This is a genomic window from Povalibacter sp. (assembly GCF_036520495.1).
Classification (GTDB): domain Bacteria; phylum Pseudomonadota; class Gammaproteobacteria; order Steroidobacterales; family Steroidobacteraceae; genus Steroidobacter.
Genome location: NZ_DATDJO010000061.1, coordinates 121,153 through 132,748, shown reverse-complemented (window position 1 = coordinate 132,748; position 11,596 = coordinate 121,153). Strand labels below are relative to the sequence as shown.

Sequence of the window (11,596 nt, the reverse complement as noted above, 5' to 3'; positions counted from 1 at the left end):
GCTGGTCAAGCAGCTCCTTCGGGATCTTGGGCTCAGCGGCGCGCTGTGCATCGTTCTGCGTCTCGTGCTTTTTCTTTCTCGGCATATCGACTCCTCTCGGTCATGATATGCCTCGAACACAGAATTTCAGACAGGCCCCATGGCGCGTCAGAAATCCGATACGCCCACTCGCGAGCACATAAGCGCCGGCCATCATGTAGCTCATGAAAAAATGCAGGCCCAGCCCGAGGGCCGCTGCAGCTGCGCCACCCGCATAGGCGCTCTCTCCCAGAACCCCGCTTGCCACAGTCTGCAGAAGGCGGTCAGGCGGCACTCCATTGAAGTCTGCGAAAGAGATGGCGAACGCAATATCGAGCGCGCCGGCGATGGAGCCGCCAACGAGCACCGCGCGTCGGGCTGACCATTGGTTCATCTGTCCCCCCTCACGCCCAACGTTTGAAATAGCCGGCATGACTCCAATCCTCAAGGACACGCATCAATCCCAGGACTCCTAAAGGGACACGCATCTGACTCCAATCCTCAAGGGACACGCATCAATTCTCAAGCAATCCTCAAGGACACGCATCGACAAGCCTCAATCCCCAAGTCCAATCCCCCAATCCTCAAGGACACGCATCGACAAGCCTCAATCCCCAACCAATCCCCAAGGACACGCATCGATCCCGAGCAGAGCGTCCTCAGCCGTCCTCAGATCCCCAAGGACACGCATCGATTCCCGAGTTTCTCATCAATCCCGCCAGATATTCATCATCCATCAAGCTGCTCTGCGCTGGAGTATCCAGCCACCTGAACTCGTCCCGGCTTCGGCATGACGTACGCACGCAAGACACTGATCTCACTGCAGGACACCCCCTACTATCATGTCGTGGCGCGTTGCGTGCGCCGCGCCTGGCTGTGGGGCGTGGATGACTACGCAGGCCGTGACTATTCGCATCGCAAGACGTGGGTGCTCGAGCGCCTGACCCTTCAATCGTCGCTGTTCGCCATCGACCTGTGTGCCTACGCCATCATGTCGAATCACTATCACCTGGTGCTGTACGTCGATCGCGCGCGGGCCAAGTGCTGGAGCCTGGACGCCGTCGTGGCTCGTTGGACCGCCCTGTTCAGGGCGCCGCCGCTCGTGGCGCGCTGGCAGCGCGGACAGGCGGACGCCGTGGAGCGCGAAGCGGCCGAACGCATCATCGCCACTTGGCGCGAGCGATTGGCGGACATCAGCTGGTATATGAAGTGCCTGAATGAGCATCTGGCGCGCCGCGCCAACGCGGAGGATGGCTGCACAGGTCGATTCTGGGAGGGTCGCTTCCGGTCTCAGGCGCTACTGGATGAAGCCGGTGTGCTGACTGCCATGACCTATGTCGATCTCAACCCGATCCGTGCCGGTGTCGCCGCAACGCCCGAAACCTCCGAGTTCACGTCGATCTACCAGCGCATTCAAGCAAGGAAGACTGACAGCGCCGCGACCGCGGGAAACAAATCCAGTTCGCAACCACCGCTTCGACGTTTCGATTCCGAGCTGTCATCGGCACAGACGATTCCCTTTGCGCTGGATGACTATCTGCAGCTGGTGGACTGGACCGGTCGCGCCGTGCGATCGGACAAGAATGGCGCCATCGACAGCCAGCAGCCACCCCTCATGAAGCGACTGAACATTGATACGGATGCATGGCAGCTGGCCATGCGCCCGGCCGGCAATGTCTTCGGTCGCGCATTGGGCCGACTCAATCATCTGCGACTGCACGCCCAGACGCTCGGCCAATCCTGGATTCGGGGATTGCGGCAGGCCGAGCGGCTCTATTCCCGCTGAAACGTTTCGCCGACCCGAACACCAACAGAGCAGTGGTGTCGTTCTCGCAATGCGTGACATCCAGCGCTGACTTCCGTCATTGAGGCCGATCGATGCTTTATGGACTGACACTTCGCTTCGTGATTTGGTGCGTGTCCTTGTTCAGGCAGCACTTCGCTTCGTAATTTGGTGCGTGTCCTTGTTCAGGCACGTAATTTGGTGCGTGTCCTTGTTCAGGCACGATCGCCACACGACAATTCGAGGCCGGGAATTGCTACCCGTCGTCGGCGTAGCCCAGTACTCGAGCGCCACGCGCTCTTGCATGGCGTGGACCAGAGCGAGCCCCGGATCATCAGATTGCATTTGCATCCTTTTTCTCCGACGCCCAACGTTACGATTCACGCGCGCGTTGCTTGAACGCGTCGCGTGAAAGCGTTTGTCGGGCAGTGGCTACTTGGAAAATATGTAGGCGACGCGATTACTACCATCTCCACCGACGGATACTGCAATCCAGTTTTCTGCGGCCACTTGTGCATACGTCATCGAGCGAATGTTTGATGGGTTCGATGCTTGAACACAGCTATACGAGCTACCGTCAATCGGCCAGTTATAGTACGCCACGCAAATGAGCTGATCGGATACGGTCGGTGCGCTTACGCCCTCAAGAGCCGCCAGTCTGCTCTCTTGAGAATTCAGTCGGTTGTCCTGAGCGTTGCTCTCCGTCACCAACGCGCTGAAGTTGCTGTTTACCTCAGCGGCTTTTGCTTTGCCGCCGGCAGCGAAAGTATGCGGTAGATTGATCTGGTCTGCCAAAACGATCGCGCATGGAACCAACAAGCCTACGAAAATCATCTTCTTCATCTTTTACTCCCAGTTCTTTTCATCCCAACTGTCGCTATCCCAACTCATGGCCTCATCGCGAGGCATGGGCTCCTGCGAACCTCCGCTGCGACCGCTGCCCCCGCATGAACTCAGCATCAACATCAAGAGCACTATAAGAAATCTATTCATACACCTCCCCTACTAAGAAGCAGCACTCTCGTTTGGGCCCAACGTACCGTTAACCCGGAGCCGCGTCTTCGCGGCGATCGGGTTGAACCGATTGTTGGACGACTTCGTAGACTTTGGATTGCGTCTTGTTACCCGCCTTTCTGATGATCTAGAAATGAGAAGCGTTAGTTTTGAACGCGACCAGAAACTCCTGCTCTCCTGCGAGAACCGCTGCCCATTCCAGCACAGAGTCTTCCGGATCTTCGTCATCCGGAAACCCCGCCAAGGTTCTTACCTCTCTGCGCTCTGGAAGACATGCAGTTGGCTGAAAGCCATCAAAGCCTTGGTCGGCAATGACGTTGCCAGTAATTGCTGCGAATTCGTCCAGGGTCATGTTCTTACGTCCAATCGGGATAGGGGGACATCTCGCGATGTCCCTCCTCCCACACCACCGTACATACGGAGCACGTATACGGCGGTTCGGATGATTGAGTCATTGTGCTGAACTCGACAATGTGGGCAGACCCAGGCGAGCGAAGTATGCGCTAGGCAGTGCGATCGTCAGCGCCGGACTGCGGCTCAAGCGCCATGGTCAATGCGCCGATTTGGCGGTATTCCACGCCAGCTCGCGCGACACACCCAGCTCACGCAACGAACGATACCCTCGACTGCCCCACTGCTTCCATTGATAACAGCGCAACCGCCGGCGTACCCACTGATCCAGCTCTTTGAGCGGTGAGTTCACTTCGGCACGGCCGAAGTAAGCTTTCCAACCAAGCAGGGTCATTCTCAGCTCATCGATGATCTGTTTCAGTGTGCATCCACGCGTTCGCCGAGTAACGGCGCGCACCGTTTGCTTGAACGCATCGATCGCTTTCGCACTCACCATCAGTCGATTCGGCCGATGGCGAGTGAACGTAAAGCCTAAGATGCGCCGCTTCCACGGTCGATCCACCGCACTCTTGTGCTCATTCACTTTGAGTTTCAGCTGTTTCTCAAGGAAGCCTGTGACGCTGGCCAGCACCCGCTCGCCCGCACGGCGGCTGCGAACATAAATGTTGCAGTCATCGGCGTAGCGCACGAAGCGATGTCCCCGGCGTTCCAGCTCGCGATCCAACTCGTCCAACAACACATTCGCCAACAGCGGCGAGAGCGGTCCGCCTTGCGGCGTGCCCTGTGTCGTCGCACTGAAAGCGCCCGCATGTATCGCGCCCGCTCTCATCATCCGGCCAATCAGACACAACACTCGAGCATCCTTCACACGCCGGCGCACACGATGCATCAACACATCGTGATTCACCCTGTCGAAGAACTGCTCCAGGTCTATATCCACCACCCAGCTGTAGCCCGCGCGCACATACCCTTGCGCACTGGCCACCGCTTGATGGGCCGAACGCTTCGGACGAAAGCCAAAGCTCGAATGGGAAAACGTTGGGTCCCACTCGCTTTGGAGTACTTGCAGTAACGCCTGTTGAATGAAGCGATCCAGTACCGTTGGCACCCCTAACCGTCGCACTGCACCGTTCCCTTTGGGGATCAGCACCGTTCTCACCGGCGAGGGGCGGTACGCTCCGCAACGTAGCTGCTCACGGATGCAAGGCCACTGCAACTTCAGCAGATCCGACAGTTGATCGACGCTCATGCCATCGATCCCCGGACCGCCCTTGTTGCTGCGAACCTTGTTGAGCGCGCGCTTGAGATTGTCCCGCTCCAGCACTCGCTCCATCAGCACATCAACCGGATCGGCCTGCTCCCGTGCGCCACCTACGGTTTCATCCTGCGTCGCCGCAGACAGCTTGCGCTGCTTGTCAGATGCACTACCGCCGATCGTCACGAGAATCCGACCCTCTCTTTTAGTCCCTTGCGGGATCCGTTCGGGCCTTCATCGCTTGCGCGACTACTACGCCCTCTGCTGACTTCTGTGCGGCGATCAACGCCGATCTCTCAGCGTTCAGTTGCTCCCTCAACACCGCACAGATCTCCCGGGGTAAGACACGAAACTGTCGCTGCGCAAACGCCGGATTTATAAAGCACACCCCAACCGCAGATGGAGAACTTCGCAGTCACGTGCCCGCTCGTTCCAGGTGTACCACACCTCATATCCGGTTCTTGTTCATCGCCCCGCAGCTTTGCGTTGAGCTTCCTCCAGACCCCACCTCACGGTGACGCCCTTGCCCTTTCGCTAACCTTCGGCTCTGCGAAAACCTGGTGAGAAGACTTTCACTCCTCTAGCTTCGTGCCATGCCCGGCACACACGCCGTTGTTAAGCCGCGTGCGTCTTCGCACGTCGGCTCTTGAACAATTTGTTAGCGATTCCTGGGCTACTCCCGAACGAAACCCACAGCCTTGATGACGTTCTCGACTTCATATCCATCACCAGCTAGAGAAGCCAACAGCGCGTCTAGCTCTTTAGGACCGACATGCCTTGTCGCGGCGACGGTAACCCTCGTGCCCGAGGTCAAGCCCAACGTCGACCGCAGATATTCCGGAGCCTTTACGCAGAGCATGGAAGGGCCATAACTGACCTCGCTCTCCGAGATGACGCATTCTCCATTCTTTCCAGTGACAAAGATGGAAACCATGTGAAGCTTGGAGCTGTGCCACCAAAAGTATGCAACAGCACAACAGACGGCCAAGGCCGTCGCTACCAGCGCCGTTCTAACTTTCATCGCTAACGCCTGCGTTGTGCCGCCGGCGCAGCTCTTTGGCTGCGCGAACCAACAGGCGCATGCCTGTTGGCGGTCGGAACCAACGCATTGTTGGGCAGCGAGATTGAACGAAGGAAAGAAAATCTGGAAGCACATGCTGCGCTGTCCGAGCGAACGGCAACGCGACGTTGAACTGCAAACGATGATGCAACCCTGAGCGAGACGCTCTGGGATTCTGACAATGATGAGCGACGCTGCGCGCGGAACGAAGCTGCCTGACTGAGCTTCGATGAGGCTGCTGCCGATGACACAGCTACGAAACGATGAGATGACCACTGAGCGCCGGTGAAGACGGCACGAGGCGCAATGGATGGCAGTGACTTCGCGCCGTGATGGTTGCGACGGACCGACAAACTGGATTTCCCTTCCGACGACATTCTTCTCTCCGCGCTATACAGCCCAACGCCGCTGTTGTGGCGCCACCGCGGCATACGTGCCGCGGGAACACAAACGCGATAGCGTTTGTGTGGTCGCAACCAACAGCTTGTTATGCCCGCCACGCAGGCTGATTGCTAAACGCCGGGTCATCCTCAAAGACTGGCACAAGACTTCAAAGCGCGCGAGGCCCAGTTGAACCGCGACGCTGATGATGCCGCGAACCCAGAAACCAACCGAAGCTGCGAACTGCGGGCATTGCTTGCCGAGCGCCGCCATGACCGAGCCGTCCGAAGCTGATGCGGCCAGAAACGAAAGGCGGTGAAAGTGAACGGAGCTGCTGAACGACCGAACAAGCGGCGATGAACTTGAAGCTGCGCGCCCGCGAACCCGGACTGACCCGCCTGAGTGCCACTGCATTGGCTTCATTCCCTGACCGAAGCTGACGACCTCAACGTGACCCGCAACCTGCAAACAGCCTCAACGCCGACGACATCATTTCTCTTGAGGCATAACGCCGTGGGTAAGCCGCTGGCAAAGGACGTAGGACTTTGCCAGTCGGGCGCGCAATGCGCGCGGACTTGACCCACTTGTTGGGCCCGTTACGACTGCCACTGACTACACGCTTTGCCACGCGTTGAGAATGCCACAACGTTTCAAGGCACACGATGCCGGGGTAGGCCGCGAAATTAAGTGAACAGCTGCTTCGTCTTTGCGACCGATAACCTTGCTTGCCAAGAGCCGCCATCAACGAGACGAACGAAGCTGCCAAGGCCAGAAACGAAAGGCGATACAAGCGAACGAAGCTGCGGAAGGATGTAACAGACGAAGATGTGCTCGAAGCTGGTGGCTCGTGAAGCTGGGACGAGATTTCCGGTGGCCGCTGCATGTCTTTCATCCCCTGATCGAAGCTACCGACTGGCAAGCCGTTGCGGGCTATCACATGTCTACGATGCCGACGCGCTCATTCTTCTGACCGTCTGAGGCCCAACTTGATTTAGATCGCACCAGTCTGACGAATAACCTGGGACCCTGCCAAATAATCTGGAACAGCGGGCGTCGGCAAGCTCCTGGTTCCTTTCGCATTATGTTGCCGACTGCGATCTAACCGCCCCCTCAATTTCGGGGCAATCTGGCATGCGCTGTACGGCTTGTTCATGGGTGAGCGTCCCTCGCTGCTGAATAACCTGCCTACTGACGAATAACCTGGAGATCGTCTCGCACGTAAGTCCTTTATCTGTCTCGATTCGCTCTTCGGGGACCAACGAGCGGCAGGTACTAAAAGCACGAACGCCGGACGCGGCGAGCCAGGGTCCTGGCGCAATGACGGACGCGTGACGGCGCATGGGTTCTCTCTTCCTTATCCGCACACGCGCTGCAGGAACTTCAGCACCGCCTCGTTCACCTGCTCCGGTCGCTCTTGCTGGATCCAGTGCCCCGCGCCTTCGATCATGATCTTCTGCACGCCGGGCACGGTCTGAGTCATCTGCTCGATCGCGACTTCACCGCGCTTGCCTGCGATCACCGGGTCGCGCGTTCCTGCGATGAACAGCGCGGGTTGCGTGATCTTCGCGTTCTGCCAGGGTGCGGTGAGTTCCCAGTTGCGGTCGATGTTGCGATAGAGATTGAGGCCGTCGCGAAAGCCAGTGCGTTGGTATTCGCTGGCCATGCGTTCGACATCTTTTTCGCGCAGCCAGTTTGGCAGCGCTTCCGGCACGGCGAGGCGATCGAGAAAGCCGCTGCCTGCGGGGACGATGAACGGGTTTTCTCGATCCACTTTGACGTCACCGGAGATGCCGTACAGCAGCCTGCGCATCGTCATGGGGACATCGCGCTCGAACTCGGCTTCGGCGACGCCGGGGGTCTGGAAGTAGATCCAGTAGAAATTCTCGAGTCCGGATTTGCGCAGCATTTTGAGCGGCGCATCGGGTGCGCGAGGCCGGTGCGGCACGCTCATGCCGACGACGGCGGGAAACAGATCGGGGCGCATCATCGCTGCGTGCCACGCAACAGGCGCACCCCAATCGTGACCGACGATGTACGCCTGCTTCTCGCCAAGAGCGGCGACGAGACTGACGATGTCGCCGACGGTGTGAAGGATCGTGTACTCGCCGGCATCGGCTGGCGCATCGGTCGCGCCGAAGCCGCGCATGTCGGGGGCTACCGCATGAAACCCTGCCTGCGCGATCGCCGGCAGTTGATGTCGCCACGAGTACCACAGCTCGGGCCAGCCGTGACAGAGGATGACGAGCGGTCCGCTGCCCATCTCGGCGACGTGCATGCGGATGCCGTTGACGGACAGTTCGCGGTGCTGGATATCCGGCATGTCACACCCCGTTTGTGATCGCGGGTGCGAGTGTGCCGGCTATTTCCATGCGGCGTCCAGCAAGCGTAAGGACCCCAGAAAGAAGAATCTCCACGAGGGGCACGGGGGATCATGACCGAAGGCGACCAACGGAAGTCCCACGGGGAAATCCCGCGGGGCGGGGCATGAAAGAGAGACTTCTTTCAGTCTTGTCTTCCCCGTGCTCCTCGTGGATATCTTCTTCTTGGAAGCTGGACTCACAAGGAAAGAGAAAGCGCGTTCTTCACTTGCCGGTGTCCAAATACCTCAGGACCAACGGGAGCTACCGATTCAGTTCGTAAACGCAGATGTTCACGGCAGTCGCGACATTGAGCGATTCGATGGCGCCGCTGCCTGCAATCGTGAACGGCGACGCGTTGAGCGCAGCCATCCGATCGCGTGGCACGCCGCGCGCTTCATTGCCAAACAGATAGCAGTCGAAGTCACGGAACGCCCTGGACTGCAGCGGCTCACCCTGCATGTCGAGACAGGCGATGCGCTTGAAGCGTTGTCGTAGAGCGTCCAGCGGCACGTCGGTCTCGATCGGGACGTGGAAGATCGCACCGACGCTGGCGCGCAGGACTTTCGAGTTGAAGGGATCGACGCTGCCGGGACTCAGCACGCAGCGCAGATTGCCGAACCACGCCAGGGTGCGCAGGATCGTGCCGAGATTTCCCGGGTCCTGGATCTCATATAAATAGACCGCACGTTCGCCGCTGCGAGCTGGAACGGCTCGCAGCATGGGGACGAGCGCCACGATTCCCTGCGGCGTTTTCGTTTCCGACAGTTCCTCCATGCGTCGATTGCTGACGACGTGCTTTTCGAACGGCGTGCGCCAGTCTTCCTGATCGTCGCCGACGTACACCTTGCACCCCTGTAGCTGCGGATTCTTCGCCGCCGCTTTCTGCAGCTCCAGTACCAGGTGCTCGCCTTCGACGAGGTAGTAGCCGAATTCCTCGCGATACTTTTTCTGATGCAGCTTTTTCAGGTCGTCGAACTTCATACGGGGTTCCGGTGCGCGTCGAGCATGGATTTGGCGACGGCTTCGGCGATCCTGATGCCATCGACGCCAGCCGAGAGGATGCCGCCGGCGTAGCCAGCGCCCTCACCTGCCGGGTAGAGCCCACGCACGCTGAGGCTCTGCAAGGTTTCAGTATCGCGCGTGATGCGCAGCGGCGATGAGGTGCGCGTTTCGACGCCGGTCAACACTGCATCGTCGCGATCGAAGCCATGAATCTGACGACCGAAGGCCGGCAGCGCCTCGCGAATGGCCTCGATCGCATAGTCCGGCAGCGAGGACGACAGATCCCCCAACTTCACGCCGGGCTTGTACGACGGCTCGACTTCGCCGAACTGTGTCGAAGCGGTATTGCGCACGAAGTCGCCGACCAGTTGCCCGGGCGCACAGTAATCGCTGCCGCCGAGTTCATACGCCAGCGACTCGAGCTTCTCCTGCAACTCCACACCCGCGAGCGGGCCGCCGGGGAAATCCTCTTCCGGATTGATGCCGACGACGATGCCGGCATTGGCATTGCGCTCGTTGCGCGAATACTGGCTCATGCCGTTGGTCACGACGCGCCCCTGCTCGGAGGTTGCAGCCACCACGGTGCCGCCCGGGCACATGCAGAAGCTGTACACCGAGCGACCGTTTTTCGCGTGATGCACGAGCTTGTAGTCAGCGGCGCCCAATTCGGGGTGGCCGGCATACTTGCCGAGCCGCGCGCGATCGATCATCGATTGCGGGTGTTCGATGCGAAAGCCGATCGCGAAGGGCTTGGGTTCCATGAACACGCCGCGCCGATGCAGCACGCGAAAGGTGTCGCGCGAACTGTGCCCCAGCGCCAGCACGATGTGACGGCTGCGCAGAGTCTCGCCGTTGTCGAGCACGACGCCTTCGACCTGTCCGGATTCAACGAGGAAGTCGCTGACCCTGCTCTCGAAGCGCACCTCGCCGCCGAGCGCTATGATTTCCTCGCGCATGCGCGAGACGACGCCAGTCAGGCGAAACGTCCCGATGTGCGGCTTGCTGACATACAGGATCTCGTCCGGCGCGCCGGCACGCACGAACTCGTGCATCACCTTGCGACCGTAGAACTTCGGATCCTTGATTTGGCTGTAGAGCTTGCCGTCGGAGAACAGTCCGGCGCCGCCTTCGCCGAACTGCACGTTCGATTCCGGGGTCAGGGTGTTCTTGCGCCACAGGCCCCAGGTGTCCTTGGTGCGGCGTCGTACATCGCGACCGCGCTCGAGGACGATGGGTTTGAATCCCATCTGCGCCAGCAGCAGCGCCGCGAACAGACCGCACGGTCCGAAACCGACGATCAGCGGGCGCTCGGTCAGCGTCTGGGGCGCCTCCCCTACCGGATAGTAATTCGTGTCCGGCGCGGGTCGGACGTGCTGATCGCGGGCGAAACGCTTGAGGACCGTCGCCTCGTCACGGACCTCGAGGTCGACGATGTAGACGAAGGTGATGACGCTGTTCTTCTTGCGGGCGTCATAACTGCGTTTGAACACCGTGAAATCGAGCAGATCGGCGTCCGGCAGGTTCAAGCGCTTCAGCAAGGCCGGGCGCAGCGCCTCAGGCGGATGATCAAGAGGCAACGACAGTTCGGTAATGCGGATCAAGGCCAGCTCCTGGCCGGTGACTCCGGCAAAGGAAGGTGCGGGTTACAGGGTAGAATGATGCGAAGTGTAACGTTTCCGGTTCTCTCATGGCCCGTTCCAAAAGCAGTCACCGTTGGTTGCAAGAGCACGTCAACGATCCCTACGTCAAACAGGCGCAGAAGGATGGCTATCGCTCGCGCTCCAGCTACAAGCTCATCGAGCTGAATGAGAAGGACCGTTTGCTGCGGCCCGGCATGCTGGTCATGGACCTGGGCTCGGCGCCCGGCGGCTGGTCGCAGGTCGCGGGCCGCATCGTCGGCGAAAAGGGTCGCGTCATCGCCACCGACATCCTGCACATGGACCACATCCACAACGTGGATTTCATCCAGGGCGACTTCACTGACAACGCGGTGCTCAACCAGATCCTGGAGCTTCTGGGCGACCGGCGACCCGACCTGATCATTTCCGACATCGCCCCGAACATCAGCGGCATCGACTCGGCCGACCAGGCGTCGTCCATGTACCTCGTCGAACTGGCGCTCGACATGGTCAGGAAGGTGCTGAAGCCCAAGGGCAACTTCGTAGCCAAAGTCTTCCAGGGATCGGGATCGGAGGACTACATCAAGGACGTGCGCACGTCTTTTGAGAAGGTGTCGATCCGCAAACCGGCGGCGTCGCGCCCGCGCTCGCGCGAGGTGTATCTCGTTGCTCGGGGGTTCAAGGGCTGAGCAACAATCGGGAACTGGAGAGCCGGAGTAACCGCAAAGAACGCATAGAACGCAAATCCGGATT

At 59.6% G+C, this 11,596-nt stretch carries 11 protein-coding genes; 2 read left to right on the top strand and 9 right to left on the bottom strand.

Annotation, left to right across the window (positions count from 1 at the left end):
• Nucleotides 1-100 precede the first annotated feature (100 nt).
• Nucleotides 101-412, bottom strand: coding sequence for a hypothetical protein (locus VIZ63_RS21100; protein WP_331611766.1), 312 nt, complete (start codon nucleotides 410-412; stop codon nucleotides 101-103).
• Nucleotides 413-808: 396 nt separating this feature from the next.
• Here VIZ63_RS21100 and VIZ63_RS21095 point away from each other — a divergent pair, with 396 nt between their 5' ends.
• The gene (locus VIZ63_RS21095; protein ID WP_331611765.1) at nucleotides 809-1,804 is read left to right on the top strand and encodes a hypothetical protein; all 996 of its coding nucleotides are present in this window, start codon (nucleotides 809-811) and stop codon (nucleotides 1,802-1,804) included.
• Nucleotides 1,805-2,233: 429 nt separating this feature from the next.
• Here the strand turns inward: VIZ63_RS21095 and VIZ63_RS21090 are convergent, their stop codons facing one another.
• The 8 genes from VIZ63_RS21090 to VIZ63_RS21055 form a co-directional block, all read right to left on the bottom strand.
• On the bottom strand, nucleotides 2,234-2,644 hold the full coding sequence (locus VIZ63_RS21090) for a hypothetical protein (RefSeq protein WP_331611764.1): 411 nt from the start codon (nucleotides 2,642-2,644) through the stop codon (nucleotides 2,234-2,236).
• 298 nt (nucleotides 2,645-2,942) lie between these two features.
• The gene (locus VIZ63_RS21085; RefSeq protein ID WP_331611763.1) at nucleotides 2,943-3,167 is read right to left on the bottom strand and encodes a hypothetical protein; all 225 of its coding nucleotides are present in this window, start codon (nucleotides 3,165-3,167) and stop codon (nucleotides 2,943-2,945) included.
• 198 nt (nucleotides 3,168-3,365) lie between these two features.
• Nucleotides 3,366-4,499 (bottom strand): group II intron reverse transcriptase/maturase, encoded by a 1,134-nt coding sequence (gene ltrA / locus VIZ63_RS21080; protein ID WP_331611768.1) that lies wholly within the window; start codon nucleotides 4,497-4,499, stop codon nucleotides 3,366-3,368.
• A 595-nt stretch (nucleotides 4,500-5,094) separates the two neighbouring features.
• A complete protein-coding gene (locus VIZ63_RS21075) occupies nucleotides 5,095-5,577 on the bottom strand; it encodes a hypothetical protein (RefSeq protein ID WP_331611762.1) in 483 nt (160 codons plus the stop codon).
• A gap of 294 nt (nucleotides 5,578-5,871) precedes the next feature.
• Nucleotides 5,872-6,135, bottom strand: a complete 264-nt coding sequence (locus VIZ63_RS21070) for a hypothetical protein (protein ID WP_331611761.1) — start codon at nucleotides 6,133-6,135, stop codon at nucleotides 5,872-5,874.
• A gap of 1,081 nt (nucleotides 6,136-7,216) precedes the next feature.
• Complete coding sequence (locus VIZ63_RS21065) at nucleotides 7,217-8,182, bottom strand: alpha/beta hydrolase (protein WP_331611760.1); 966 nt, start codon at nucleotides 8,180-8,182, stop codon at nucleotides 7,217-7,219.
• 301 nt (nucleotides 8,183-8,483) lie between these two features.
• A complete protein-coding gene (locus VIZ63_RS21060) occupies nucleotides 8,484-9,203 on the bottom strand; it encodes an RNA methyltransferase (RefSeq protein WP_331611759.1) in 720 nt (239 codons plus the stop codon).
• The gene (locus VIZ63_RS21055) at nucleotides 9,200-10,825 is read right to left on the bottom strand and encodes an NAD(P)/FAD-dependent oxidoreductase (protein ID WP_331611758.1); all 1,626 of its coding nucleotides are present in this window, start codon (nucleotides 10,823-10,825) and stop codon (nucleotides 9,200-9,202) included. Before VIZ63_RS21055 ends, VIZ63_RS21060 begins: the two co-directional genes overlap by 4 nt.
• Nucleotides 10,826-10,911: 86 nt before the next feature.
• On the opposite strand from VIZ63_RS21055, the gene rlmE reads away from it, so the two are divergent.
• On the top strand, nucleotides 10,912-11,532 hold the full coding sequence (rlmE, locus tag VIZ63_RS21050) for a 23S rRNA (uridine(2552)-2'-O)-methyltransferase RlmE (protein ID WP_331611756.1): 621 nt from the start codon (nucleotides 10,912-10,914) through the stop codon (nucleotides 11,530-11,532).
• The last annotated feature ends 64 nt before the right edge of the window (nucleotides 11,533-11,596 follow it).

Excerpts from the sequence above, each read along its gene's own strand:
- VIZ63_RS21070 (WP_331611761.1), bottom strand. The coding sequence starts at position 6,135 with ATGGCGGCGCTCGGCAAGCAATGCCCGCAGTTCGCAGCTTCGGTTGGT.
- VIZ63_RS21100 (WP_331611766.1), bottom strand. The coding sequence starts at position 412 with ATGAACCAATGGTCAGCCCGACGCGCGGTGCTCGTTGGCGGCTCCATC.
- rlmE (WP_331611756.1), top strand. The coding sequence starts at position 10,912 with ATGGCCCGTTCCAAAAGCAGTCACCGTTGGTTGCAAGAGCACGTCAAC.
- VIZ63_RS21075 (WP_331611762.1), bottom strand. The coding sequence starts at position 5,577 with ATGTGCTTCCAGATTTTCTTTCCTTCGTTCAATCTCGCTGCCCAACAA.
- VIZ63_RS21065 (WP_331611760.1), bottom strand. The coding sequence starts at position 8,182 with ATGCCGGATATCCAGCACCGCGAACTGTCCGTCAACGGCATCCGCATG.
- VIZ63_RS21090 (WP_331611764.1), bottom strand. The coding sequence starts at position 2,644 with ATGAAGAAGATGATTTTCGTAGGCTTGTTGGTTCCATGCGCGATCGTT.
- VIZ63_RS21095 (WP_331611765.1), top strand. The coding sequence starts at position 809 with ATGACGTACGCACGCAAGACACTGATCTCACTGCAGGACACCCCCTAC.
- VIZ63_RS21060 (WP_331611759.1), bottom strand. The coding sequence starts at position 9,203 with ATGAAGTTCGACGACCTGAAAAAGCTGCATCAGAAAAAGTATCGCGAG.
- ltrA (WP_331611768.1), bottom strand. The coding sequence starts at position 4,499 with ATGGAGCGAGTGCTGGAGCGGGACAATCTCAAGCGCGCGCTCAACAAG.
- VIZ63_RS21085 (WP_331611763.1), bottom strand. The coding sequence starts at position 3,167 with ATGACCCTGGACGAATTCGCAGCAATTACTGGCAACGTCATTGCCGAC.